This is a genomic window from Robertkochia sediminum (assembly GCF_016786255.1).
In the GTDB taxonomy this organism is placed as follows: Bacteria; Bacteroidota; Bacteroidia; order Flavobacteriales; family Flavobacteriaceae; genus Robertkochia; species Robertkochia sediminum.
The window spans coordinates 69,214-95,392 of sequence record NZ_JADMKT010000069.1 but is presented as its reverse complement, the minus strand read 5'-3'; the positions used below and the strand labels follow the sequence as shown (position 1 = coordinate 95,392).

Annotated in this window: 21 protein-coding genes; 17 read left to right on the top strand and 4 right to left on the bottom strand. The window is 47.6% G+C overall.

The annotated features are described in order from the left end of the window. Window positions 1-3 precede the first annotated feature (3 nt). Window positions 4-426 carry a hypothetical protein gene (locus IS446_RS05065; RefSeq protein ID WP_203058924.1) on the top strand — a complete coding sequence of 141 codons (423 nt, stop codon included), beginning with the start codon at window positions 4-6 and terminating at the stop codon, window positions 424-426. Beyond that, window positions 426-722, top strand: a complete 297-nt coding sequence (locus tag IS446_RS05060; RefSeq protein WP_203058923.1) for a DUF721 domain-containing protein — start codon at window positions 426-428, stop codon at window positions 720-722. The genes IS446_RS05065 and IS446_RS05060 overlap by 1 nt, the downstream gene beginning before the upstream one ends. Window positions 723-793: 71 nt before the next feature. On the opposite strand, the gene IS446_RS05055 is transcribed toward IS446_RS05060, so the two are convergent. Together IS446_RS05055 and IS446_RS05050 are read right to left on the bottom strand one after the other, a co-directional pair. Continuing rightward, a complete protein-coding gene (locus IS446_RS05055; RefSeq protein ID WP_203058922.1) occupies window positions 794-1,213 on the bottom strand; it encodes a nucleoside-diphosphate kinase in 420 nt (139 codons plus the stop codon). 53 nt (window positions 1,214-1,266) lie between these two features. Then, the gene (locus IS446_RS05050; protein WP_203058921.1) at window positions 1,267-2,298 is read right to left on the bottom strand and encodes an alkaline phosphatase D family protein; all 1,032 of its coding nucleotides are present in this window, start codon (window positions 2,296-2,298) and stop codon (window positions 1,267-1,269) included. Window positions 2,299-2,369: 71 nt separating this feature from the next. Between IS446_RS05050 and IS446_RS05045 the strand changes: the two genes are divergently transcribed. From IS446_RS05045 to IS446_RS05035, 3 genes are read left to right on the top strand one after another with little or no spacing between them, the layout of a single operon-like run. Continuing rightward, entirely contained in the window at window positions 2,370-3,389 is a 1,020-nt protein-coding gene (locus IS446_RS05045; RefSeq protein WP_203058920.1) for a DHH family phosphoesterase, read from the top strand. After that, window positions 3,386-3,973 (top strand): gliding motility-associated peptidyl-prolyl isomerase GldI, encoded by a 588-nt coding sequence (gene gldI, locus IS446_RS05040; protein ID WP_203058919.1) that lies wholly within the window; start codon window positions 3,386-3,388, stop codon window positions 3,971-3,973. The genes IS446_RS05045 and gldI overlap by 4 nt, the downstream gene beginning before the upstream one ends. A gap of 18 nt (window positions 3,974-3,991) precedes the next feature. Continuing rightward, window positions 3,992-5,104 carry a peptidylprolyl isomerase gene (locus tag IS446_RS05035; RefSeq protein WP_203058918.1) on the top strand — a complete coding sequence of 371 codons (1,113 nt, stop codon included), beginning with the start codon at window positions 3,992-3,994 and terminating at the stop codon, window positions 5,102-5,104. Window positions 5,105-5,410: 306 nt separating this feature from the next. Here IS446_RS05035 and IS446_RS05030 read toward each other — a convergent pair whose 3' ends face one another. Together IS446_RS05030 and IS446_RS05025 are read right to left on the bottom strand one after the other, a co-directional pair. Next, window positions 5,411-7,312 carry a DUF3604 domain-containing protein gene (locus IS446_RS05030; protein ID WP_203058917.1) on the bottom strand — a complete coding sequence of 634 codons (1,902 nt, stop codon included), beginning with the start codon at window positions 7,310-7,312 and terminating at the stop codon, window positions 5,411-5,413. A gap of 129 nt (window positions 7,313-7,441) precedes the next feature. Further along, complete coding sequence (locus tag IS446_RS05025; RefSeq protein WP_203058916.1) at window positions 7,442-8,905, bottom strand: aminoacyl-histidine dipeptidase; 1,464 nt, start codon at window positions 8,903-8,905, stop codon at window positions 7,442-7,444. Between the two features lie 72 nt (window positions 8,906-8,977). Here IS446_RS05025 and IS446_RS05020 point away from each other — a divergent pair, with 72 nt between their 5' ends. From IS446_RS05020 to IS446_RS04965, 12 genes are all read left to right on the top strand, one after another. Beyond that, a complete protein-coding gene (locus IS446_RS05020) occupies window positions 8,978-10,045 on the top strand; it encodes a DUF3810 domain-containing protein (RefSeq protein ID WP_203058915.1) in 1,068 nt (355 codons plus the stop codon). 86 nt (window positions 10,046-10,131) lie between these two features. Continuing rightward, window positions 10,132-13,137 carry an amidohydrolase family protein gene (locus IS446_RS05015; RefSeq protein ID WP_203058914.1) on the top strand — a complete coding sequence of 1,002 codons (3,006 nt, stop codon included), beginning with the start codon at window positions 10,132-10,134 and terminating at the stop codon, window positions 13,135-13,137. Window positions 13,138-13,143: 6 nt separating this feature from the next. Next, entirely contained in the window at window positions 13,144-14,448 is a 1,305-nt protein-coding gene (locus IS446_RS05010) for an amidohydrolase family protein (RefSeq protein ID WP_203058913.1), read from the top strand. 99 nt (window positions 14,449-14,547) lie between these two features. Beyond that, a complete protein-coding gene (locus IS446_RS05005; RefSeq protein WP_203058912.1) occupies window positions 14,548-15,351 on the top strand; it encodes a TrmH family RNA methyltransferase in 804 nt (267 codons plus the stop codon). A gap of 9 nt (window positions 15,352-15,360) precedes the next feature. Continuing rightward, window positions 15,361-16,593 (top strand): M48 family metallopeptidase, encoded by a 1,233-nt coding sequence (locus IS446_RS05000; RefSeq protein ID WP_203058911.1) that lies wholly within the window; start codon window positions 15,361-15,363, stop codon window positions 16,591-16,593. Between the two features lie 41 nt (window positions 16,594-16,634). Continuing rightward, the gene (locus IS446_RS04995; RefSeq protein ID WP_203058910.1) at window positions 16,635-18,839 is read left to right on the top strand and encodes a RelA/SpoT family protein; all 2,205 of its coding nucleotides are present in this window, start codon (window positions 16,635-16,637) and stop codon (window positions 18,837-18,839) included. Between the two features lie 40 nt (window positions 18,840-18,879). Continuing rightward, on the top strand, window positions 18,880-19,326 hold the full coding sequence (locus IS446_RS04990; protein ID WP_203058909.1) for a Fur family transcriptional regulator: 447 nt from the start codon (window positions 18,880-18,882) through the stop codon (window positions 19,324-19,326). Window positions 19,327-19,341: 15 nt separating this feature from the next. Beyond that, window positions 19,342-20,613: an adenylosuccinate synthase gene (locus IS446_RS04985; RefSeq protein WP_203058908.1), complete on the top strand. Its 1,272-nt coding sequence runs from the start codon at window positions 19,342-19,344 to the stop codon at window positions 20,611-20,613. A 155-nt stretch (window positions 20,614-20,768) separates the two neighbouring features. Continuing rightward, window positions 20,769-22,541 (top strand): OstA-like protein, encoded by a 1,773-nt coding sequence (locus IS446_RS04980; RefSeq protein WP_203058907.1) that lies wholly within the window; start codon window positions 20,769-20,771, stop codon window positions 22,539-22,541. 5 nt (window positions 22,542-22,546) lie between these two features. After that, window positions 22,547-23,740 carry an aspartate aminotransferase family protein gene (locus IS446_RS04975; protein WP_203058906.1) on the top strand — a complete coding sequence of 398 codons (1,194 nt, stop codon included), beginning with the start codon at window positions 22,547-22,549 and terminating at the stop codon, window positions 23,738-23,740. 87 nt (window positions 23,741-23,827) lie between these two features. Next, window positions 23,828-25,228 (top strand): tetratricopeptide repeat protein, encoded by a 1,401-nt coding sequence (locus IS446_RS04970; RefSeq protein WP_203058905.1) that lies wholly within the window; start codon window positions 23,828-23,830, stop codon window positions 25,226-25,228. Window positions 25,229-25,264: 36 nt separating this feature from the next. Beyond that, entirely contained in the window at window positions 25,265-26,179 is a 915-nt protein-coding gene (locus IS446_RS04965; RefSeq protein ID WP_203058904.1) for a DUF368 domain-containing protein, read from the top strand.

The window sequence follows — 26,179 nt, the reverse complement described above, 5'->3', positions numbered from 1 at the left end:
ACGATGAAGCAGCTGTTACACCTAGGCGCCCTGATCCTTGCACTCACCATCATGAGCTGCAACCAACAACCCGAGCAGATCGCTCCTATCGCCGGTTATTGGGAGATCGAAAAGGCCGAATCGCCCGACGGAGAAACGCGGAATTACAAAGTGAACACATCGGTAGACCACTACCAACTGGAAACAGACAGTACGGGATTCAAGACCCGGCTAACCCCGCAATTTGACGGCTCGTTTCTCACTACGGGAGACCGGGAAGCATTTAAAGTAGAAAAAGGTAAAAACGGGTTAAAGCTACATTTTACCACCCCTTTCAGCAACCATACCGAGACCGTGATCCTGCTCAAAGAGCAACAACTTATTCTCACCAACGAGGCCGGAATGAGGTATACGTACAAACGATATGAAAAAATGAACCTGGAATAATGGCTAAACGCAACAACGAATACCGCTCTCTGAGCGATGCGCTTAAAGATTTCATCAACGAGAACAAGCTTGAGAAAGGACTGGAAAAGATCGATGCCCGTGATGCGTGGATCAACCTCATGGGGAACGGCATTAACAACTATACGACCGATATTCAGCTTAAGGGAGATACCCTCTACGTTTCGCTAAGCTCTTCTGTACTGCGGGAAGAACTCAGTTACGGCAAGGAAAAGATCAAGACCATGCTCAACGAAGAACTGGGGCGGGAAGTGATACAAAAGATCATCCTGCGTTAACCCATAAAAAAACCCCGGTACTGCTGTTGCAATTCCGGGGTCTTTACGTTTTGTTCGTATATACTTTCGTATTAGAAGATCTCTCTTCCGGCAAAGTGGAAAGCACCTTCGATAGCAGCATTCTCATCGCTATCAGAACCGTGAACAGCATTCTCTCCAATAGAGGTAGCATATAATTTTCTGATCGTACCTTCGGCTGCTTCAGCAGGATTAGTCGCTCCGATAAGAGCTCTGAAATCCTCAACAGCATTCTCCTTTTCAAGGATCGCCGCAACGATAGGTCCTCTGGTCATGAACTCAACAAGCTCTCCGAAGAATGGACGCTCTTTGTGAATTGCATAGAATTCTTCAGCGTCACGCTTACTAAGCTGGGTAAACTTCATCGCTACGATCTTGAATCCGGCAGCAGTGATCTTATCGAGTATAGCTCCGATATGTCCGTTCTCTACGGCATCGGGCTTGATCATGGTAAATGTTCTGTTTGTCGCCATTTTTTTGTATTGATTTCGGCGCAAAAGTAAGACTTTAAATCATAAATGCAAGATTAATACCCCTGCTTCAACTCCTGAAGCACCTTACCACCATCTCCAACCATAAGCAGTCTCGCCGTTTTATCGGCCAGATTAAGGCGTAAAAGTCCGAAACTCTTTTCCTTAACCACTCCCCCCACCCTGAAGGCATTCTCTTCGGTAGTGAACTGCTCGTAGGTATGGGTCATCCCACTAGAGGTGAAATCGATAAGCGGATAGGCCATTCCCTCCACATTGATGCGGGAGAATTCAGATATATGGCGATCTCCCGAAAGCACCATAACCCCACGCGCCTTGCTGTCTTTGATCATATTCAGCAGTTTTTCGACTTCCAGCGGAAAGTTTCCCCAGGTCTCAAATCCGTGCTTATCAGACAGCACCTGGATGCTACTTACGATAATATTAAAATCGGCGTTCGAATTGTACAACTGGGTCTCAAGCCACTTCCACTGAGCCTCTCCCAATACGGTACTCCCCGGCGATTTGTTGGGCAGGTAGCGTTTGTCTCCAGATCCAAAATTACGGGTAAGCGGACTCCTGAAATAACGGGTATCCAACATGATAAGACGCACCTTACCTAATCTGGTCATAAATTCTTCGGCGTGATAGATGCCTTCCCGTGATCTTCGGGGGTGATTCTTAGGCACATCCATAAAATCCAGGAAGAGCTCCTGAGCATCCTCCTTGTAAGCGTAATCGCCGCCGCCGTCGCCTTTCCCGTAATCGTGGTCATCCCAGGTTCCGGTAACGTGCACCTGCTTTTTTAGCTCGCGATATCCATCCTGGTACCGCTGCTCCTCGTAAGCCCTTCGTTTTTCGCGCTTGTCATCGGTATCGGCATAGACGTTATCGCCACCCCATACCCATACCGACGGATTTAAAGCCAGGATATCGTCCCAAAGCACGTTATCCATTTCCTGCTTGTTACAAGACCCGAAGGCCATCACAAATTCATCGCCCTGTAAACTATAGGTCGTTGCCGGTGCGGTCGAAGAACATCCCGCCATAAAAAGGCAGGCGATCACTACAAAATATATTCTCTGCATTAGTTTGGTATCGTCCTACAAATGTAGCACTAGTTTTTAAACTGTTCCATTTATAACGTATATTGCACGCAATGAAAAATGAAGATATAAAGGTAGCAAAGAAGTTGCTTTCCTCCCCAAAGAAAATTCTTATCATCCCTCATAAAAATCCCGATGGTGACGCCATGGGCTCCTGCCTTGGACTCGCGCATTACCTCGAATCTCAGGGGCACCAGGCACTGGTGATCGCCCCCAATGATTACCCGGATTTTCTAAAATGGCTTCCCGGCACGGAGCAGGTACTTATTTACGAGAACCAAAAGGAGCTGAGCACCGAAAAAATAGGAGCAGCAGACCTGTGTTTCTCCCTGGATTTTAATGCCATGGACCGTATTGGAGACCTGGGTCCTGCCATACAGAAACACTTTAATGGCGACCATATCATGATCGACCACCATCAGCAACCTGCCGATTATGCGTTGATCACCTATTCTGATGTCACCATGAGCAGTACCTGCGAAATGGTGTATCACTTTATAGATGCCCTGGGTCATGAAGACCTCATTAGTGAAAATACCGCCAATTGTCTGTATACAGGGATCATGACCGACACCGGTTCTTTCCGCTTCCCGTCTACCACAAGCACCACCCACAGGGTCGTGGCCAGCCTGATGGATAAAGGTGCTGCGAATTCAGACATTCACAATCGGGTATACGATGCCAACTCACCGGAGCGACTCCAGCTTTTAGGGCGCGCCCTGAGCAACCTCACCGCTCTGGAAGAATACCATACGGCGTATATTACCCTCACCTCTGAAGAACTGGAAAAACACAAGTTCAAAAAGGGTGATACCGAAGGATTCGTAAATTACGGACTCAGCCTTAAAGGCATTCGCTTTGCGGTGATCTTTATTGAAAATGCCCAGGAAGGCATCATTAAGATCTCGCTGCGATCTAAGGGGGATTTCTCGGTGAACGATTTTGCCAGAAGCCACTTCAGCGGCGGTGGTCACATTAATGCAGCCGGTGGCCGCAGCGAGATGAATATGCAGGCAACCATAGAAAAGTTTGTAAACCTATTACCCCAATACAAAGATCAGCTTACCAAATGAAAACCTACCTTCTCCCCGCATTAATGCTCCTGCTTATGATCGCAGGATGCAAGAACCCGGAACCTCGCAGACCTGTTAGTGTTCGCACGGGTAGTTTTATCAAAGAATCGGTAGAGCGCAACAAACAGCTTCTCGAAGCCGAAGAAGAACTTATCACATCATTGATCGAAGCCGACAGCCTACTGAAATTCGAGCGCTCTGCAAACGGATACTGGTATGCTATTGAAACCGTAGATACTACCGATCAATACCGTCCTGTCGAAGAAGACATTGTTCGTATTACCTACGAACTCGAAGACCTCGAAGGCAACCCCATATACACCAGGGAAGAAACCGGTGTGATCGAGTTTAAGGTCGATAAGGAAGCCCTGTTCCCCGGAATACGCACCGGGATCAAACTCCTGCGCCAGGGTGAAACAGGGATCTTTTTCTTTCCTTCATCCCTTGCTTACGGATACCACGGCGATGAGAACAAGATAGGCACGAACGTGCCTTTAAAAGCATCGGTCACCCTGCTTGAGGTGGTTGAAAAATACCGGGACACACTTACTCCGGAAAAAGTTTCAAAACAAGAACAACAATAAATCTAACTGTTTTATCACATGAAAAGAACCAGCTTAATTCTTTTACTCGGACTGATCATATCAGCCTGTTCCAGCACAAAATACGCTGACCTGGAAGACGGCATCTATGCCGACATCCAAACCACCGAAGGCGACATGGTGATCGAGCTCTTCTACGAGCAAACTCCATTAACCGCTGCCAACTTCATTAGCCTGGCAGAAGGCAAGAACGACTTCGTCAAAGAGGAATTTAAAGGAAAACCCTTTTATGATGGCATCATCTTTCACCGGGTGATCAAAGACTTTATGATCCAGGGTGGTGATCCTTTGGGTACCGGACAAGGTGGCCCGGGATACAAATTCAAAGATGAGATCGTAGACAGCCTGAAACACGAAGGTAAAGGGATCTTATCTATGGCCAATGCCGGTCCCGGAACTAACGGAAGTCAGTTCTTCATCACCCACGACAGCACCCCATGGCTTAACGGTAAACACACCGTATTCGGGAAGGTGGTTAAAGGACTTGAAGTGGTAGATTCTATCGCCAATGTCGCGACCTCTAAAGATCCGGCTACTCAAAACCGTCCGATCAAAGACGTTGTGATCGAAAAGGTAGAGATCGTAAGAAAAGGGAAAGACGCCAAAGGATTTGATGCCCCGGCTGTAATGACGGCCTATTTCAAAGAAGCTGAAGAGCGCGCTGCCGCTTTCAAAAAGTATATTGAAGATACTGCAGCCGAATTCGCAGCACAGAAAGCCAAAGCCGACTCTACGGCATCAGGATTAAAATACATCCTGCTGAAAGAGACTGATGGTAAAAAACCTGGGGTTGGAGAAACCGTATTGGTGAATTACGCCGGGTACTTCGAAGATGGAAACCTCTTCGACACAAGTATTATGGAAGTTGCCGAAAAGCAAGGAAAAGTGAATCCCGGAAAGAGAGATGCCGGAGCCTACAGGCCAATCCCGATGCAGATCGACCCTCAGGCCCGTCTCATCCCCGGATTCCGTGAAGCCCTTACCCTGATCAAGGAAGGCGAGATGATCCGAGTGTTCATTCCACCACACCTCGGATATGGTGATGCAGGAATGCCACCGGTGATCCCACCAAGCGCCAACCTGGTCTTCGATCTGGAGATTGTTCAGGAATAGCATAAAAAAAAGCCTTCTGGAAATTCAGAAGGCTTTTTTATTTTATAATGGAGGCTATAACCGGTGAAGAGTGAAGAGCAAAGAACAAAGAGTAATGAGTAAAGACGGTTTAGGGTTAGGAGTTAAAAGTGAAGAGTGAAGAGTTAAGCGCTAAGTGTCACCCCTGTTACCCTTATTACCTTTATTACCGCTTCACTGTCTTACCTTCCGAAGCTTTAGCGAAGGAGGGCATAACCGTATAACCGCATCACCGTGTCACCGCTTCACTGTATCACGGCATACCCGCGTAACTCCACCGCAAACCGGCTATTTCACAGGAGTATACCATATCGGACTGGTATATGCACGCTCCTGAATACTGGGAGGCACATCTTCCGGGAGTTCCACGCCAAAGATCTTCGCATCATAGGTAGTCCATCGAGGAGTAGGGATCTCGATCACCCGCACATAATAGAACGCATGTTGCGAGGCATCAAAATCAGGATCCTGCCAAAAGGCCTGTAAAAACGGCTCCCCTATGGAATTATCAAAAGTGGCATTTTTAACGTCTACGGTATTTCCAACCGCCTGCGTCGCCCTTCCCTCGTCATTTACTTGTCTGTCTCCCGAGACGGCTATATCATAAATACGTTCATGTGTTTTACCTGTGACATCTACCCAACCTTTAACCATTTGGATTCGATCCAGATTGGCACCATCAGGATCACGAAGTGCACGTACCAGAAATCCTGGAGCGTTGCCGGAAGACGCACTCAGATCTCCTCCCATAGGCACACCATTGGTATAACCAAAATCAGCAAAATCAGAACGCGACAGATCCTTTTCACTAAAACCATATCCTGCAAAAACCCTTACCCGCAAACGGGTTCCGGTAGTGGCATAGGTTTCCTTGCGTGCCATGGCATCCCAGATCGCTTCCCTGGTATTTTCACGGGCCCAAACGGCTGCCAGTCCGGAGGCACTGGTCTTGTAATGCAGCATGGAATAATCCCGGCCTTGCGGATCCGGCAAGAACCCGGTGATCTTTTCATCAAACCTCATGTTGTGGGCGCTAGGCTCACCCGGAGTGGCTTTTCCAAAATAATTGTCTTCTGTAGTGGTAGCCAGTGAGGTGTGGGTATCTGTACTACCTATCAAACCAAATTTGAACGGATTTACCCCAAGGGTGGTTGTATAGTACAACCCTCTTTTAAGGGCTTCTCTGGCATATTCCTTCGGGATCATTTCAGGTTCCTTGGCAGCAGCAAAACTCCCTTTATCCCAGGTTTCAAAATCGGCAAATTCATCTTTCGGCGACAACATGGGGTGTGCCTCCCCATCACCCTTCATTTGGGTAACCTCATATATCGGCTCCCACTTCATTCTTCGGGTGGCATAATCACTATCAAGAGGCTTTTTGTCGGTCAGCGTCACATCGTCGAACATAAGTCCGTTAGAAAGGTTTCCATTATGAGGAATCGCTAAAAGCTTTCCTCCGGCGGTCGCCTCATAATCCTTCATCCACTCCCACAGCTCTTCAGGGTCCTGTGAATCGTAACCCGATATCGGAACCACCATGTCTGCCCTTTGCTTCCCATCTCTGAAGATCACGTTGCGATGCAGATTACTCCCACCCGGAGAAGATGTCCATTCAAATCCGATAAAAGCTGTAAAACTTCCCGGAGCATTGTATTCTTCTGCAAAGGAGGTAATGCGCTGCCACATGGATCTGTTAAGCGAGGTGTGATCTTTTAAAGGATCTATATTCTCACTTATGCCGGAGCCCCATTGCGCATAGGCTTCATCATATTTTCCTGCCTTCACCAGATCGTGCACCATCTTACCCCATTCACTTTTAAGCAATTCCGGATTAGATTCTGCGATCATAGGCGCGAGACCAAGATTCTCAGAATGGTCGGCAACCACAATAAAATCAAGGGGCCTGGCGAGTCTCGTTTTTACACCATTACTGGAAACCACCGTTTCGCCTTTAGCGAACTTATATGCCGCTTCCGGACCGAGGACATTCCCGAACATACCTGCATCTGTAGAATAAGAGGTGTGCACGTGGGTATCTCCAAAGAACACCTGGTTGGGATAATTCTGTTCGGGATAGGGAGAATAGGTAACCTCATCTTTATCTTTTACTTCAGGAAAAACCTGAGCAACAAGAGGCACTGTAATGAGCATGGCAAGCATCAGGGATACGGAGTGAATCAATGTTTTCATATTGGCTGGATTTTACCATGTCAATATACTGAAAACCAAATATTTACAATCTGATATCCATCAGTTAAGAGTCAAGATTCAAGAGCAAAGAACAAAGAGCCAAAAAAAGCGGCCTCAGCCGCTTTTTTCTTACTCCTTCTCAGGTATGTTCTGCAGGATCTCTTTAGTATATTTCCAAAACTTCGCCACCGAAGCAATATTGGCCCTCTCATCGGGCGAATGTGCCCCTTTAATGGTAGGTCCGTAACTGATCATATCCATTCCCGGATAATTCTGTCCCAGGATCCCACATTCGAGACCGGCATGACAGGCCACCACATCGGGCTTATCGCCAAACAATTCCTCGTATTTTTCTTTGAGCACTTCCAAAATAGCACTTTTCGGATTGGGCGTCCATCCGGGGTAACTCCCACTCAACTCCACATCAAATCCGCTAAGCTCAAATGCCGCCCTCAGACTGTTGGCGAGGTCGACCTTCGAACTCTCTACAGACGATCGCGTTAAACAGGAAACAGCAGCCTTCCCTTTGGCAACAGCTACTCTGGCGATATTATTGGAAGTTTGCACCAGCCCCTCCATATCCGGACTCATACAATATACCCCGTTTAGAGCACTATAGACCGAACGGGTAAGCCCTTCCTGCACCCCGAGCTCCATCACGGTCTTCGGCAATTCGGTTACCTCGGCAGTGATCACCATATTAGGCTCAACACTGCGAAACTCCTTCTTGATGGCTGCAGCCAGCTGATTGAACTCAAAGGCAAAGGCATCGTGATAAATATCGTCTACCACGACTATGGCATTACTCTCTCTTGGGATGGCATTACGCAACCCTCCGCCATCTATACTCGAAATTCGCAGTCCAAAATTTTCATACCCATCCATGAGCAAGCGGTTCATGAGCTTATTGGCATTGGCAAATCCGCGATGAATATCCATACCGCTATGACCTCCCTGCAGTCCTTTAACCGTAATCTTATAAGCCGTCACGTGTTCCGGAACGCCTTCTTGTTTGTATTCACGGGTTGCCGTAATATCAACACCTCCTGCACATCCTATATCGATCTCATCATCTTCTTCGGTATCAAGATTCAACAGGATCTCTCCTTTTAAAACACCTCCCTGAAGCCCTTGGGCTCCGGTCATACCTGTTTCTTCATCGATAGTAAACAAGGCTTCGAGATCAGGGTGAGCGATATCGGTACTTTCAAGTACAGCCATGATCGCTGCAACACCCAAACCATTATCGGCCCCAAGGGTAGTCCCTTTGGCGCGCACCCAACCGTTATCTACATACATTTCGATTCCCTGGGTGTCGAAATCAAAATCGGTGTCATTATTCTTCTGATGCACCATATCCAGATGCGATTGCATCACTACCGGTTTACGGTTTTCCATTCCCGGGGTTGCCGGTTTCCTGATGATCACATTTCCTACTTCATCGGCAAAGGTTTCCAGGCCTAATTTTTTCCCGAAAGCGAGCATAAAATCGATCACTCTTTCCTCCTTTTTCGATGCCCTTGGAACTGCGTTCAGGTCGGCAAAATTGCGCCATACTGCTACAGGGGCAAGGGTGCGAATTTCTTGATTCATTTGTTGTATTTTTTTCAGTCTTCAACAAAAGTAATACATGCAAATTAGAATCGCTTTATTATTTTTGACCGTATGTCGAAAACCCTTAAGACCATATTCGCCCTTTCCATCTTTCCCCAGATCCTTTTGGTACATTGGCTTTCAGGCAGGCCCGAACTTGTCGAAAAATGGTATAGCCAGGGATTTTTCAGGGCGATATCTACTGCATTTCGATATACCTTCGGATGGTTACCCTTCTCTGTAGGTGACATTTTTTACACCCTGCTAGGGATCCTGGTCATTCGATTTCTCATACTAAAAGGGCCGCTTTTTATTCGCAGTACCCGGGAATTCTTCAGACAGTTGTTCATGGGGATCTCCATGCTGTATTTTACCTTTCACCTTTTTTGGGGCCTCAACTATTACCGGCTGCCCCTTAATGAAAAGCTCCACCTGGACAACACCTATACCACAGAAGAACTTTTCGCTTTTACAGAAAAGCTTATCGAAAAGGCCAACAACGCGCACGCTAAGGTGGCCAATCACGACACCCTTAAAGTAACTATTCCCTACAGCCATAAGGAGATCTATAACATGAGCAGCGAAGGCTATAAGACCCTGGCTGCAGAATTTCCCCATCTGGACTACACGCCCTCCAGCCTTAAAACCAGCCTTTATAGTCTGCCTCTCACCTATATGGGCTATAGTGGCTATCTGAATCCCTTTACCCAGGAAGCCCAGGTTAACGGCATGCAGACCGACTTTAAATACCCGGTAGTATCCTGCCATGAGATCGCGCACCAGTTGGGATACTCGGCAGAGAATGAAGCCAATTTCATTGGTTACCTGGCGGCAGTAAATAATAAAGATCTTTACTTTCAATATTCGGCGTATATCTACGTACTGCGCTATTGCCTGGGAGAAGTCAAAAGGCGTGATCCTACCGCTTTTGAACACTTTAACCGAACCATTAATAAGGGGATACTCAAGAATTTTATCGAGGTCTCAGACTTTTGGAGGAAATACCAGAATCCCGCCGAACCTGTTTTTAAAAGCACCTTTAACACCTACCTTAAAGCCAACAACCAAAAGGACGGGATCAAAAGCTATAGCTACGTGGTTGCCCTGTTGGTAAATTACCACAAAGACACTCCGCTGTAAACGTTAAAAAAAACTAAAACCCCCAACGTTTCCTAAGGCAAACCTTATTTTAGGGGGCTTTAACCATTAACTAATTTTCTTACTTTATGAAATTGAGATCCTTCCTGCTGGCATGGCTGTGCCTTGGAATGACCCTTCACGCTCAGGAATACTTTCCTAAGAATGATGGTGTCAGCAATAAAAAAAGCAGCTATACCGCATTTACCGGAGCAGTAATTCACGTTTCTCCCACAGAAATCATTGAAAACGGAACCCTGCTTATCAAAGACGGTACGATCGTTGCCACCGGCACCCAGGTGAACATCCCGGAAAACGCCATCGTAAAAAAGGTAGACGGTAAGCATATCTACCCTTCTTTTATCGACCTTTATAGTGATTTCGGTGTTGCACAGCCTCAACGTGCCAAACAAAACAACAGACCACAATACGATGCCGCCCGTGAGGGTTACTATTGGAATGACCATATTATTCCCGACCAAAAGGCGGTAGAGCACTTTAGCTACGACAAGAAAAAAGCAGAAGCCTACCTCAAGTCAGGGTTTGGCGTGCTCAATGCCCATAAGGCAGACGGGATCATGAGAGGAACCAGCGTACTGGTAGCCCTCAACCACGAAGGCGATAATAACGAGCGTATCTTAAAGCAGGATGCAGCACAGCATATGTCGCTTTCCCGCAGTGTTGCCACCAACCAGTCTTACCCTTCTTCCCTGATGGGATCCCTGGCATTGATACGCCAGGTATATCACGATGCCAAATGGTACGAGCAAGAGGACAAGACGCAAACAGACCTCGCCCTGGAAGCCCTCTTGGCAAACAGACAACTTCCGGTGATCTTTGAAGCCAACGACAAGCTCAATGCCCTGCGCGCCGATAAGATCGCAGACCAGTTCGGTTTAAATTTCATCCTAAAAGGGGGTGGTGATGAATTTGAACGTGCCGATGCTATTGCAGCTACAGGTGCAGCCTTCATCATCCCGGTAAACTACCCCGATGCCTATGATGTTTCCGATCCTTACCAGACAGACATCATTAGCCTTGCCGATATGCGTATGTGGAACCAGGCGCCATCAAACCCTGCCGTTCTCGCCTCTAAAGGCGTTGAGTTTAGTTTTACCACTGCCGACCTTAAAAAAAAGAACGAATTTCTCCCTAATATCCGAAAGGCCGTTACTTACGGACTGAACAAAGAACAAGCCCTGGCCGCCCTTACGACCATTCCGGCACGACTTATCGGAATGCAAAATACCCTGGGGACCCTTAATAAGGGATACCAGGCCAACTTCCTGATCACATCGGGAGACCTTTTTGACAACGGGACCTCTATATACGAGAACTGGGTACAGGGAAACCCCTATACCATTAGCGATATGAACATTAAGGATATCCGCGGTGCCTATACGCTTACGGTAAACGGAACTTCTTACGACCTGAATATTAGCGGTGACCTGAATAAATTAAAAACGGAACTTAAAAAAGACAGTACTGTGATCGCCTCTAAGATCAATTACACCAACGGATGGGTAAACATCTTCTACACCCCCGAGGGCGAAGGAGAAACCCAATTCGTACGCCTGAATGCTGCTGCCGGAGAAGGGAATGACCTCAGTGGTCAGGGTGTCCTTACCAACGGAAAGCAGGTAGCATGGACCGCTAAGAAGCAAGAAGCTACTGAAGAAAAAGGCTCAGGGAACGGAAAAGAGGCCGCTAAACCGGAGATCCTTCCACTTACCTATCCGAACATGGCTTACGGACTTACCGAAGCTGCCAAAAAGGAAGATGTACTCTTTAAGAATGCTACAGTGTGGACGAGTGAAGAGGCCGGGATCCTGGAAAATACCGACGTTCTGGTAAAAGACGGTAAGATCGCAGCCATAGGAAAAGACCTGGAAGCAGGGAACGCCCGCGTGATCGACGCCACAGGAAAACACCTTACAGCAGGGATCATCGACGAGCACTCACATATTGCTGCCGCATCGATCAACGAAGGCGGACATAACAGTTCGGCAGAAGTAAAGATCGAAGATGTCGTAGACCCTGAGGATATCGACATCTACAGAAACCTTTCCGGTGGGGTAACCACCATCCAGATCCTTCACGGTTCTGCCAACCCTATTGGTGGTCGTTCGGCCCTGATCAAACTCAAGTGGGGTGAGGATGCCGATGACATGATCCTCGACCAGAGTCCGAAATTCATCAAGTTCGCACTGGGAGAAAATGTGAAGCAATCCAACTGGGGAGCTTATCAGACCGTTCGTTTCCCACAATCGCGAATGGGAGTAGAACAGGTATTTACCGACTATTTCCAGAGAGCCAAAGAATACGATGAGGCCTGGAAGGCATACAACGCCCTGTCCAAAAAACAAAGATCACGCACCAAGGCACCACGTTACGACGAGGAAATGGAAACTCTGGCCGAGATCATCAACGGAGAGCGTTTTATCTCATGCCACTCCTACGTTCAGAGTGAGATCAATATGCTCATGAAGGTGGCCGAAAAATTCGGTTTCCGCGTAAACACCTTTACCCACATCCTTGAGGGATATAAGGTAGCCGACAAGATGGCTGAGCACGGTGTGGGAGGATCTACCTTCTCCGACTGGTGGGCCTACAAATACGAGGTTAAAGACGCTATACCATACAATGCCGCCATCATGCACAATCAGGGTGTAACGGTGGCCATTAATTCAGACGATGCAGAGATGTCTAGACGCCTCAACCAGGAAGCTGCCAAAACCGTTAAGTACGGTGGCATGAGCGAAGAAGAAGCATGGAAGTTCGTTACCCTGAATCCTGCGAAACTGTTACACATTGACAACAGAACAGGAAGTATCAAGGAAGGAAAAGATGCCGACCTCGTGCTGTGGAGCGACCACCCAATGTCTATCTACGCCATTGCAGAGAAGACCATGATCGAAGGAACCGTGTATTACGATCACGAGACCATGGAAGCGATGTACCAAAAGAACCAGGAAGAGCGCAACAGACTCATCAATATGATGCTTGCCGCCAAGAACAAAGGCATGCGCACCAAAGCGCCTGAAAAGAAAGAGAAGATACACCTTCACTGTGATTCTGAAATCTATCAAAAATAAAAGACGATGTTAAAACTTAAATATACAATTGCCGCCCTGCTCACGGCCGGATTGGGGCTCGTGCAGGCGCAACAAACTCCGGCACCGGCACAGGACGGTCCGGTGCTTATTACCGGTGCCACGGCACACATCGGTAACGGGGAAGTTATCGAGAACAGCGCCGTAGGATTTGCCGAAGGAAAGATCGTTTATGTAGGTCCTGCCGACGGAGCCAACGCTTCTGAATATACCCGGGTGATCGATGCTGACGGAAAACATGTTTACCCCGGATTTATCGCCCTTAACGCCACCCTTGGTCTGGTGGAGATCGATGCGGTTCGCGCCTCTAACGACATTGAAGAGGTAGGCCACTTTCTACCGAATATCCGCTCGATCATTGCCTATAACGCCGAGTCGCAGGTGGTAGAATCCATGCGCCCGAACGGGGTGCTTCAGGCACAGATCACCCCCAGAGAAGGACGCATCTCCGGAACCTCATCGGTGGTACAGCTCGATGCCTGGAACTGGGAAGACGCCGCTATCAAAACAGACGATGCCATTCATATGACCTGGCCTAACAGCCTCACCAGAAAACGATGGTGGATGGGTGAAGGACGCGGATTCAAGCCTAACGACAAATACGCCACGGAGGTTGAAGAGGTCGGAGCCTTCATCGATCAGGCCAAAGCCTATTTAAAAGGCGTACAGTCTCCAAGAAACCTGGCCCTGGAAGCCATGAAAGGCATCTTTGACGGCAGCCAGAAACTTTTTGTTAACGTGAACGGCGCCAAGGAGATCACAGACATGGTACGTTTTATGGAGGCTCACGCCATTAGTAATGTGGTGATCGTAGGTGGAGAGCAGGCCGATGCCGTAGCCGGACTCCTGGCCGAAAAGAAGATCCCGGTGATCGTTTCCAGACCGCACAGGCTTCCTGAAACAGACGATGCCCCGATCAAGAAACCTTTTACCCTGGCTTCAGAGCTGGCGAAAAAAGGCGTTCTGGTAGGTATCGATGTAAGCGGACAGATGGAGCGTATGAACACCCGTAACCTGCCATTCTACGCCGGTACGGTTGCTGCTTACGGAATGGATAAGGAGAAAGCCGTAGCGCTTATTACCGGTAATGCGGCCCGTATTCTCGGGATCGACGATTTTACCGGCACACTCGAAACAGGGAAAGATGCCACACTCTTTATCAGTGAAGGAGATGCCCTTGATATGAGAACCAACCAGCTTAGTAAAGCATTTATCCAGGGACGCGACATAAGCCTCGAGACCCATCAGACCGAACTATGGGATCGTTATTCTGAGAAATACTCAGGAAAATAACCGTCCTGTAAAATAACACAAGAAGTAAAAGCACTCCTTTTTTAGGGGTGCTTTCTTTTTAAACGGCCATTTGTGGTATTTTTGAATAAAATTCAGGCATTGAAATACATTTCCAGCACACAGAACAAGCTTATAAAGGATGTACTCCTTATTCGTGAAAAATCGCGTCACCGTAAAAAGACAGGACGCTTCATTACCGAAGGAGTACGCGAGCTGGAGCTCCTCATCAAAGGAGGGTATACCATCGAAACCGTATTTATTTGTGCAGACATTGCCAACCTCACCGAACTTGAAGACTTGCTAAATACCCTCCCCACTACTCTTGAACGCATAGAGGTAAGCAGCGCTGTATATGAGAAAATGGCCTACCGAGCCAGTACAGAAGGAGTGATCGCGGTCGTAAAAAGTAAGGAACACCACCTTGATCAACTGGCATTTGAACGTGACGCCCCCCTTATTCTGGTAGCAGAAGCTCCCGAAAAACCCGGTAATATTGGCGCCCTGCTCCGTACCGCCGATGCTGCCAACCTCGATGCCGTGATCATTGCCAATCCCAGAACCGACCTTTACAATCCCAATATCATACGCTCTGGAGTTGGATGCCTCTTCACCACCCAGGTGGCTACAGGCACTACAGAAGAGATCATCGCATGGCTCAGGGAAAAAGGGATCGCCATGTATTGCGCAGCCCTGACAGCCTCAGAAGCGTACCATCGTACCGACTTCACAGGACCTTCGGCCATCGTCGTAGGCACCGAAGCTACCGGCCTCACCGACACCTGGCTGGAAGCCTCAACACAGAACATCATTATCCCCATGCAGGGCGAGATCGACTCTATGAACGTTTCGGTATCGGCAGCAATTATTATTTTTGAAGCCAAACGCCAACGCAATTTTCAGTAATCATACTTTATGGATCCCCAGACCGTTTTTTACGTGATCACTGCGATCCTGATCGCAGACTTTATCATTGAGCAAACGCTCGATTACCTCAACTATACGCGCTTTAGCGAACCGGTACCCGAAGGCCTGGAAGACGTCTATGACCCTGAGGCTTACCGCCGCTCCCAAAAGTATAAGATCACCAACTACCGTTTCTCCCTGCTCAGATCGGTTATTTCCTTTGCCGCGCTTATGGCCTTTTTATGGGCCGGCGGATTTGAATGGGCAGACCAATGTGCTAAAAATATTTCCGAGGTCCCGGTCTGGCAGGCCTTGTTGTTCTTCGGACTTCTTACCACTGCCAGCAGTATATTGAACCTCCCCTTTTCATGGTACCACACCTTTGTGATCGAAGAAAAGTTCGGTTTTAACAAGACCTCCCTAAAGACCTTTATCACCGATAAGATCAAAGGTGCATTTCTGGGTGCATTTCTGGGCGGAGGCATACTGGCCTTATTCATCGTTTTTTATGAGCACACCGGCTCGACCTTCTGGATCTATGCCTGGGCTTTGATCACGGTCGTTAGCGTTCTTACCAATATGCTCTACAGCAAACTTATCGTACCCCTCTTCAACAAACAAACCCCACTGGAGGCAGGAGCCCTCCGGGAACAAATAGAAACCTACGCCCAAAAAGAAGGCTTCAGACTTAACAACATCTTCGTGATCGACGGCTCCAGGCGATCTACCAAGGCCAATGCCTATTTTTCCGGTTTTGGAAAAGAAAAAAGGGTTACCCTCTACGACACCCTCATCAACGACCTGGATAAAGAAGAAGTGGTGGCTGTACTGGCTCACGAGGTAGGCCATTACAAAAAGCACCACATCATATACAACCTGCTCATTTCTGTGGTGATCACAGGATTCACCCTCTACCTGCTGTCCCTGTTCCTCCGCATTCCGGAACTGGCTATGGGGCTGGGCGTTTCAGAGCCCGGTTTTCACACGGGACTTCTCGCATTTGGGCTGCTGTATAGTCCCATTTCCCAACTTACCGGGATCGTTATGAACTACCTTTCGAGAACCTTCGAATACCAGGCCGACAATTTTGCAAAGAACACCTACCAACCTGAACCTCTGGTAAGTGCCCTGAAAAAATTATCGCGAAACAGCCTGAGTAACCTTACACCCCATCCCGCCTATGTTTTTATGCACTACTCCCACCCCGCGCTATTTGACCGGGTAAGGGCGCTAAGGGCTTAGTTTTTATTGATAGTTCGGGGATATTATCTTATTTTTAGCATATGACGGTAATAGATGTAGAAAAAGAAAACAAGGAGATCGCAAAACAGTACAAGAAGCTGCTCCGTATCAGTTATCAGGCCCTTTCTGATGACGATAAAAAACTGATCAGGAGTGCTTTTGATACGGCTGTCGATGCCCATAAGGATCAGCGCAGAAAAAGTGGAGAGGCTTATATCTTCCACCCCATCGCGGTGGCCAAGATCGTGGCCCAACAGATCGGGCTGGACGCTACGGCCATTGCTGCGGCACTCCTTCACGATGTGGTAGAAGATACCTCATACACCCTTGAAGATATAGAAAAACTCTTCGGAGAAACGGTGGCCCGTATTGTTGACGGACTCACCAAGATCTCCCAATTGAGTTCAGAGCAGGACATATCACTGCAGGCAGAGAATTTCAGAAAGATGCTGCTCACCCTGAATGACGATGTAAGGGTGATCCTGATCAAGATCGCCGACCGCCTTCACAATATGCAGACCATGGATTCTATGGCGGATAACAAACAGGTGAAGATCGCTTCTGAAACCCTTTACATCTATGCCCCCCTGGCGCATCGTATCGGACTCTACAACATTAAGACAGAACTGGAGGATCTCGGTCTTAAGTATACCGAACCCGATGTCTATGACGATATCAAGCAAAAGATCAGGGAAAGTGAAGAAGAGCAAAAAGCCTATATAGAGACCTTTTCTGATGTGATCAGGGAAAGTCTGGATAAGGAAGGGCTTAATTACTCCATACAGGGACGTCCGAAAAGTATCTTTTCGATACGCCGAAAGATGAAAGCTCAGAATGTGAGTTTTGATGAGGTCTACGATAAGTTCGCAATACGTATCATTTACAAAAGCGATACGGCGAACGAAAAATTCCTCGCCTGGAAGATCTATTCGATCGTTACCGATCACTTCCGTCCCAATCCGGTGCGCCTGCGCGACTGGATCTCCTCCCCGAAGACCACAGGGTACGAAGCCCTGCACATTACGGTCATGGGGCCCAAGGGACGCTGGGTCGAAGTGCAGATACGTTCAGAGCGCATGCACGAGATCGCAGAAAAAGGATATGCGGCCCACTTTAAATACAAGCACGGTGACGCCAAAGAACAGGGGATCGAGGTTTGGCTCAACAGGCTGCAGGAAGCCCTGGAGAATGCCGATGGCAATGCTGTAGATTTCGTAGAAGAGTTCAAGCTCAATCTCTACTCCCAGGAGATCTTTGTCTTTACCCCTACCGGCGAGTTAAAATCACTGCCAAAACGGGCTACCCCACTCGACTTTGCCTTTAGCATTCATACCGAGGTAGGCCTTAAAACAAGGGGTGCCAAAGTAAATGGAAAGCTCGTACCCCTGAACAGACAGCTCAAAAGTGGCGACCAGGTAGAGATCATCACCTCAGAAAGCACCAAGCCCAATGCCAACTGGCTCGACTACGCCACCACGGCAAGAGCCAGGGCCAAGATCAAATCGTCTCTGAAAGAAGAGCGTAAAAAGATCGGGGAAGAAGGAAAAGAGATCCTGCGCAGAAAACTGCGTCAGCTCAAGATCTCCATGGATGAGCGTGTAGTGAATGACCTTGTGGTATTCTTTAAGCTCAAGACCAGCCTTGACCTCTTTTATCGCGTGGGCATAGGTACCATAGACAATAAAATGCTGAAGAATTTTGCCGCAGCGCGAAGCAATACACTGCTCAATTTCTTCAAATCAAAAATGCGCAAGCCTACCAAGCCCGAAGATATTCACAAGGAAGAGATCACCAACAAATACGATCTCCTTGTTTTTGGTAAGGAAGAAGAAAAGCTCGACTATAAGTTCTCACCTTGTTGCAGCCCGATCCCGGGAGATGATGTGTTCGGATTCATAACCGTGAACGACGGGATCAAGGTGCATAAAAAGGATTGCCCTAATGCCATTACCCTACAATCGAATTACGCTTATCGGATTATCCCGGCAAAATGGATCGATTCGAGTCAGCAGGAATTTACAGCCCTCATCAGGCTTGAAGGTCTGGACAACCTTGGATTACTGAGCGATGTGACCAAAGTGATCTCCACCAACATGCACGTAAACATGAAAAACATAAGCTTTGATACCGAAGGAGGACTCTTTTCCGGGAAGATCACCGTGGAGGTAAAGAACAAGAATATCCTGAAAAAGCTCATGGACAATCTGAAGAAGATCAACGGCATGAATAAAGTCGTTCGAATTTAATTTTTAATACTACATTTGTACCCTAAATTCTTTTGTCTAAATGGCAGATCAAAATAACCAGGAGATCGTTAAAAATGTGTTCACCAAGTTCCTTGAAGAACACGGCCACCGGAAAACCCCGGAACGCTATGCCATACTCCAGGAAATTTACGACAACGACGATCACTTTGATATAGAGTCGCTCTATATCAATATGAAGAACAAGAATTACAGGGTAAGTCGTGCCACCCTATACAACACCATAGAACTGCTTTTGGAATGCAACCTGGTACGTAAACACCAGTTCGGCCAGAACCAGGCCCACTATGAAAAATCGTATTTTGACAAGCAACACGATCACGTGATCCTTACCGACACAGGTGAGGTCATGGAGTTCTGCGACCCCAGGATCGAAAGCATCAAGAAGACCATCGAAGAGGTTTTTGATATCAAGATACAAAACCACTCCCTCTATTTTTACGGCACAAAAAACAAAGAAAACCAATAATTACATCACAATACAATGGCAGTAGATTTACTACTAGGGCTCCAATGGGGCGACGAAGGAAAAGGAAAGATCGTTGATGTACTCACCCGAAATTACGACATTATCGCTCGTTTTCAGGGGGGTCCCAATGCAGGTCACACCCTTGAATTCGATGGGATCAAGCACGTTTTACACACGATCCCTTCCGGTATTTTTCACGAAAATGCCATCAATATCGTTGGGAACGGGGTTGTGATCGATCCTGTGATCTTCAGAAAAGAGCTCGATAATCTCGAGCAATTCGATCTCGATATCAAATCAAAGCTCCTTATTTCCAGAAAGGCCCACCTGATCCTGCCTACTCACCGTTTACTGGATGCAGCTTCTGAAGCCGCAAAGGGAAAGGCCAAGATCGGTTCGACCCTAAAAGGTATTGGTCCTACGTATATGGATAAGACCGGACGTAACGGTATTCGCGTTGGAGACCTGGAAATGCCCGACTGGCAGGAAAAATACCGCAACCTGGCAGATAAACACGAAGCAATAATCAAGTTCTACGATGTCGATGTTCAATACAACCTCGATGAACTGGAAGCAGAATTCTTTACTGCCATCGAAAAATTAAAGGAACTCACCTTTATCGACAGTGAGGCCTATATGCACGATGCTATCAAGGCCGGCCGCACCATTCTCGCGGAAGGAGCGCAAGGGTCTCTGTTGGATATTGACTTTGGAACCTATCCTTTTGTAACCTCATCGAACACCACCGCCGCCGGAGCATGTACCGGACTGGGAGTTGCTCCCGGAAAGATCGGGGAAGTTCTGGGGATCTTCAAGGCATACACCACCCGTGTGGGTAGTGGTCCCTTCCCTACCGAACTCTTTGACGAGATCGGAGATACCATGGGCCGCGTAGGTAACGAATTCGGTGCTACCACCGGAAGAAAGCGTCGTTGCGGATGGCTTGACCTGGTTGCCCTTAAATACGCCGTGCGTGTTAATGGTGTTACCCAGCTCATGATGATGAAAGCCGATGTATTGAGCGGATTTGAAAGCCTGAAGGTTTGTACCGCCTACAAATACCGCGGTGAAGAGATCGAACACCTGCCTTACAACATCGAAAGTGATCATGTAGAGCCGGTGTATACCGAGATGAAAGGATGGAGTAAAGACCTTACCGGTATCAAATCGGAAACAGAATTCCCTCTGGAACTCAACGAATATATCAGCTTCCTTGAAAAAGAACTGGAAGTGCCGGTGAAGATCGTATCGGTTGGTCCCGACAGGACACAAACCATTCACCGTTAAGCAGCGCGTCCTACCCAAACATACAACGCATTACCCCGTGGTAATGCGTTTTTTGTTTTCCTAAAATGGATAGCATTTCCCGCTCTTAGTGAAAAAGCATTATTTTTGAACTCCAAACGAGAAGGACCTTGAAACGAACGATACAAATACTATTGATGCTTTTCGTCCTGTGTGGCGTAAATACACTCCAGGCACAGGAAAAGAAAAAGGTCAACATTACCCACCCTGGTGATTTCACCAAAGACGAAGTGAAATATCCAGGTGCCGATATCATGAGTAAGGACAACCAGCAGGTAAAGTTCGAACACGATGGCATTGAGCTCTGGTGTGATGTGGCGGTATTCTGGAGACAAGACAACAGGATCGAGGCCTTTGGAAATGTGTTTTTCCAACAGGGCGACTCGATACGTATGCGCAGCGAGGAGGCCGAATACGACGCCAATACCAAGATCGCTATTGCCCGGGGTAAGGTAAACCTTCGCAATAACTCCATGAGCCTCTCGACCGAAGAGGTAGAATTTGACAGAAATAAGCAACAGGCATATTACAAAACAGAAGGGACCGTTCGCGACAGCGAAAACACCCTCACCTCGAACCGGGGAAAATACTACCTGGAACTCAGTAAATACGAATTCAGTAGTGACGTACAGATCACCAATCCGGAATATCATATAGAAAGTTCCCGCCTGGATTATTACACCAAATCCAGAAATGCCTTCATGTACGGACCCTCCACCATTACCGGGAAAGACTATAAGATCTACTGCGAAAAAGGCTATTACAGTACGGTTGGAGAGACAGGCTACGGGGTTAAAAACACCCGCATAGACTATAACGACAGGATCATTTACGGCGACAGCCTCTTTTTTGACAAAGCGAGACAATTTGCTTCGGCCACCAATAACATCAAGGTCATAGATACCATTAACCAGGGGGTGATCAAAGGAAACTATGCCGAGGTGTTCAAGGCCGAAGATTCGGTTTTCGTAACCCGTAAGGCCCTTGCGATCTCGGTATTTGAAAAGGACTCCCTCTATATTCACGGAGACACTCTGATGGTTACAGGTCCGGAAGACGGCCGTATTATTCGCGCCTTCAAAGATGCCCGCTTTTACAAAAGCGATATGAGTGGTCGTTGCGATTCGATCCATTCTGATCAGAGATCGGGGATCACCCGCTTTATCACCAAACGACCGGCAGGTGTATCAGAAAAGCTGGCCGGAAAATACAGACCGGTAATATGGAGCGCCAGATCACAGATGACAGGAGACAGTATCGTTCTGCTATCAAATCCGAAAACAGAGAAGCTGGATTCCCTGAAAGTTCTCGGCGACGCCTTTATCATTCAGCTGGACTCCGTAAGTCACGCAAAATATAAAGACAGCCTGAAACAAGGCTTTAACCAGATAAAAGCCAAGAACCTCTACGGTCATTTTGAGAACAACGAGCTCAAGTATATTGACATGATCAAGAACGCAGAGCTTATTTACTACCTCTGGGACGACAACGGTGAGTTTATTGGTATTGACAAGCGTAAATGTGGAAGGATCAATTTCACCCTCATCGAAAACGCCATAGATGAAGTAACCTCGTTCAACAACGTAGATGGTAATATTTTTCCTGAAGGTGCCCTTCCCATCCCCGACAGAAGGTATAAAGGATTTTACTGGAGGGGCGATGAGATGATCAACGGTGTGCAAGACCTCTTTAGTGAAGAAGATATGAATGAAGGGCTTGTTCCTATACTTGGAATTTCTGCCCCGATCGACCCTGACAACCCCGACCTCACTCCGGAGGATGTTGAAGATGATGAAGAAGAACCGGAAGAGACCAATTCGCCTGCAGGCTTACAACCTGTGAAGCCAATGCCTGCCGCTAAAGACACTACAAAGGTGGGCAAGGGATCTCTACCTCATGAAGAACAATAAGGTTGGTGAAAGATAAATTTTTAAAATACCAGGCCCAAACCTCCCCGCACCCGCTTGCCCTGGAGATCGTACGGGCATCGGGCAGCTATCTCTATGATGCTAACGGGGCGGCCTACCTCGACCTGGTCGCAGGAGTATCTGCAAATACCCTGGGACACAGCCACCCGAAGATCGTGAATGCGATCAAGGAACAGGCAGAAAAATATTTACACGTCATGGTCTATGGTGAATTTGCGCTTCGCCCGGCCGTTGAACTCACCGAATTGCTGGCAAAACACCTGCCTGCACCCCTGGAGACCACCTACCTCGTAAACTCGGGAACAGAAGCTATCGAGGGAGCTATGAAACTCGCCAAACGGGTAACCGGTCGCGGTAAGCTGGTTGCCGCAAAACACGCCTACCACGGAAATACCCAGGGATCTATGAGCCTCATGGGGTATGAAGAGCGCAAAGGTGCCTTCAGGCCCCTGTTACCGGGAATAAGCTTCATCGAGTTCAATAAAGAAGAAGACCTGGAGAAGATCACCGAAGAGACCGCCGGGGTCATTTTAGAGACCATTCAAGGTGGGGCCGGATTTATAGAACCCAAGAACCATTACCTTGAGAAGGTCAAGGCCCGATGTGAAGAAACCGGAGCCCTGCTCATTCTCGATGAGATACAACCAGGCTTTGGCCGCACCGGAAAACTCTTCGGGTTTATGAATTACCATATCGTACCGGATATTCTGGTCATGGGCAAAGGCATGGCCTCAGGAATGCCTGTGGGAGCTTTTACTGCATCATCAAAAATGATGGCCACCCTCCAGAAGAATCCGAAATTGGGTCACGTAACCACCTTTGGAGGAAATCCCGTGATCGCAGCTGCTGCCCTGGCCACCCTGAAAGAACTTATGGAAAGTAACCTCATGGAGGAAGCCCTCGAAAAGGAAGCCCTTTTCAGATCCCTGCTGGTTCACCCACTGATCGGGGAGGTACGCGGCAGAGGACTCATGCTCGCGGTGATCCTTAAAGACGCTGCCATAGCCAACCACCTGGTGCTGGAAGGCCTTAAAAATAACCTGATCCTGTTCTGGCTTCTTTACGAAACCAGAGCGGTTCGCATTACGCCACCATTAACCATTACCACCCTAGAGATCAGGAAAGGTTGTGAGCTCATTCTGAAAGTATTAGACAGCTACAACGACCAAGATGTTAATTAATTTGTTGATAAGAATAGAACATCGAATCCGGATTTACCCACTCAAATCCTAAATTTATTATCAAGCAATCTAAAAAAAGCACCGCCTATGCCTTACAGTGCTCATGATGACCGAAACCTGCCGCTAGAGAAGTTTGAATCCATGCTCAAGACCAATGATGTGTATTTCTTTGATACAGAAGACTTTCAGGAGATCATACATCACTACTTGAATTCCGGAAAGATCGCCCTCGCGAAAAAGGCCATTAAGATAGGATTGGGACAGCACCCCAGTTCGGCCGACCTCAAACTGCTAAGTGTCGAAGTCCTGGTTTTTGAAAATCAGTTCGACGCCGCAGAAGAGTTGCTTCAGGAGATCGAGCTCATCGAGTCGTCTAACGAAGAGGTCTTTATTCAAAAGGCCAATATCTATTCTAAAAGAGACAAGCACCACAAGGCCGTAGAATGCCTGCAGATCGCGCTGAGTATGAGCGATGAAAAGGCCGATATCAATTCCCTCCTCGGAATGGAATACCTGTTTCTGGACGACTATGAAGCCGCAAAAGACGCCTTCCTGCGTTGCCTGGAAGAAGATCCGGAAGATTACTCGGCCCTTTATAACGCCATCTACTGTTATGAGTTTCTGGAAGATTTTGATGGAGCCATCGAATTTTTGAACGACTACCTCAATGACAATCCGTATTGCGAGGTGGCATGGCACCAGCTGGGAAAACAATTCATGACCAAAAAGATGTACAAGGAGGCCCTGGCGTCTTTCGAGTTCGCCACCTTTTCTGACGACACCTTTATCGGAGCCTACCTCGAAAAAGGAAGGGTCCTCGAAAAATTAAAAAGATATAACGAGGCCATTGAGAACTACGAGATCACCCTTAACCTGGACGATCCTACCTCCTATGCCTATCTGCGTATCGGCATATGCCACGACAAGCTCGGTAACGACGAACTTGCCAAGAAATATTTCTATAGAACCGTTCACGAAGATCCGTTACTGGACAAAGGATGGCTGGCCATTACCGACTTTTATTTCAAACATAAGAACTACCAGAAGGCCTTGTACTACATTAACAAAGCCATTAATATAGACGGTGAGAACGTGCAATACTGGAAGCGTTGTGCCCGTATTAACGAACTCCTGCACTTTTACGAGGAGGCCGACATGGCGTATCGCAAGACGGTTGAACTCGGAAATTACGAGTTGCAAACCTGGCTGTCATGGGCCGATGTGCTCCTTAAGACCGGAGAATACGAGAGTGCCATCCATTCGTTGCTGCAAGCTCTCGAATTCTATCCCGAAAATTCAGACCTGGAATACAGGCTCGCAGGGATGTATTACACCATTGGCGACAGCATTAAGGGAGATCACCATTTAACTAAGGCACTGAAGCACAATTACGAAGATCATCAGACCATTGAAGTATTGTTCCCATCGGTTTTCAAACGGCCTAAGATCCGAAAACTGATCTCCAGTTTTCGCAACGTTCAGCCTTAAAAAAAATGCATACTTTTGTTCGCTCAAGAATACTGTATGCAAAGAAGCCTTACCGATTATTTCATCATTACCCTTAAGGGTATGGCCATGGGAGCTGCCGATGTGGTTCCCGGCGTTTCCGGAGGAACCATCGCCTTTATTTCCGGGATCTATGAAGAACTTATAGACACCATAAGCAGGGTCAACCTGGAAGCACTTCAGGTGCTTCGCAAAGAAGGCCTTCGGCCGGCATGGCGCCATATTAACGGGAACTTCCTTTTGGCTTTGCTCACGGGGATCGCCATTAGTGTATTGTCCCTGGCCCGCCTGCTTAAATGGCTTCTGGAAAATGAACCTATCTTACTCTGGAGCTTTTTCTTCGGACTCGTTCTCGCCAGTGTTATTCTCGTAGCAAAACAGATCGACAGATGGAGAATAGCTACTATTGCAGGCTTCGTTATCGGGGCAGCCACAGCCTGGTATATCACCACCCTACCCCCGATGCATGACAACGGCAGCATTCCCTTTTTGTTTCTCGCAGGAGCCCTGGCCATTTGTGCCATGATCCTTCCCGGTATTTCCGGAGCATTCATCCTGGTGTTGTTGGGTGCTTATGAGACCGTACTGGGCGCTATTAACGACAAAGACCTGAAGACCCTGGCTATTGTAGCTGTTGGGGCTGTTTTCGGACTCCTGAGCTTTTCGCGCCTCCTTAAATACCTGTTCCAGCACTATAAGAACATCACCCTGGCCGTACTTACCGGTTTCATCTTCGGATCCCTGAATAAGATATGGCCCTGGAAAGAAGTGATAAGCAGCAGGACAATTGGCGAAAAAACCATTACTGTAGAACAAAGCATATCACCATTTCAGTTTGACGGAAATCCGCAACTCCTTACTGCCTGTATTTTGGCGATAGGCGGATTTTTATTTATTTACATTCTGGAGCGTTTCGCAGCAAAACAGTCATAA

Excerpts from the sequence above, each read along its gene's own strand:
- gldI (WP_203058919.1), top strand. The coding sequence starts at position 3,386 with ATGAAAACCTACCTTCTCCCCGCATTAATGCTCCTGCTTATGATCGCA.
- IS446_RS05000 (WP_203058911.1), top strand. The coding sequence starts at position 15,361 with ATGGATCCCCAGACCGTTTTTTACGTGATCACTGCGATCCTGATCGCA.
- IS446_RS04985 (WP_203058908.1), top strand. The coding sequence starts at position 19,342 with ATGGCAGTAGATTTACTACTAGGGCTCCAATGGGGCGACGAAGGAAAA.
- IS446_RS04970 (WP_203058905.1), top strand. The coding sequence starts at position 23,828 with ATGCCTTACAGTGCTCATGATGACCGAAACCTGCCGCTAGAGAAGTTT.
- IS446_RS05015 (WP_203058914.1), top strand. The coding sequence starts at position 10,132 with ATGAAATTGAGATCCTTCCTGCTGGCATGGCTGTGCCTTGGAATGACC.
- IS446_RS05055 (WP_203058922.1), bottom strand. The coding sequence starts at position 1,213 with ATGGCGACAAACAGAACATTTACCATGATCAAGCCCGATGCCGTAGAG.
- IS446_RS05025 (WP_203058916.1), bottom strand. The coding sequence starts at position 8,905 with ATGAATCAAGAAATTCGCACCCTTGCCCCTGTAGCAGTATGGCGCAAT.
- IS446_RS04995 (WP_203058910.1), top strand. The coding sequence starts at position 16,635 with ATGACGGTAATAGATGTAGAAAAAGAAAACAAGGAGATCGCAAAACAG.
- IS446_RS05030 (WP_203058917.1), bottom strand. The coding sequence starts at position 7,312 with ATGAAAACATTGATTCACTCCGTATCCCTGATGCTTGCCATGCTCATT.
- IS446_RS04990 (WP_203058909.1), top strand. The coding sequence starts at position 18,880 with ATGGCAGATCAAAATAACCAGGAGATCGTTAAAAATGTGTTCACCAAG.
- IS446_RS05065 (WP_203058924.1), top strand. The coding sequence starts at position 4 with ATGAAGCAGCTGTTACACCTAGGCGCCCTGATCCTTGCACTCACCATC.
- IS446_RS05010 (WP_203058913.1), top strand. The coding sequence starts at position 13,144 with ATGTTAAAACTTAAATATACAATTGCCGCCCTGCTCACGGCCGGATTG.
- IS446_RS05060 (WP_203058923.1), top strand. The coding sequence starts at position 426 with ATGGCTAAACGCAACAACGAATACCGCTCTCTGAGCGATGCGCTTAAA.
- IS446_RS05050 (WP_203058921.1), bottom strand. The coding sequence starts at position 2,298 with ATGCAGAGAATATATTTTGTAGTGATCGCCTGCCTTTTTATGGCGGGA.
- IS446_RS04980 (WP_203058907.1), top strand. The coding sequence starts at position 20,769 with ATGCTTTTCGTCCTGTGTGGCGTAAATACACTCCAGGCACAGGAAAAG.
- IS446_RS04965 (WP_203058904.1), top strand. The coding sequence starts at position 25,265 with ATGCAAAGAAGCCTTACCGATTATTTCATCATTACCCTTAAGGGTATG.
- IS446_RS05045 (WP_203058920.1), top strand. The coding sequence starts at position 2,370 with ATGAAAAATGAAGATATAAAGGTAGCAAAGAAGTTGCTTTCCTCCCCA.
- IS446_RS05035 (WP_203058918.1), top strand. The coding sequence starts at position 3,992 with ATGAAAAGAACCAGCTTAATTCTTTTACTCGGACTGATCATATCAGCC.
- IS446_RS05020 (WP_203058915.1), top strand. The coding sequence starts at position 8,978 with ATGTCGAAAACCCTTAAGACCATATTCGCCCTTTCCATCTTTCCCCAG.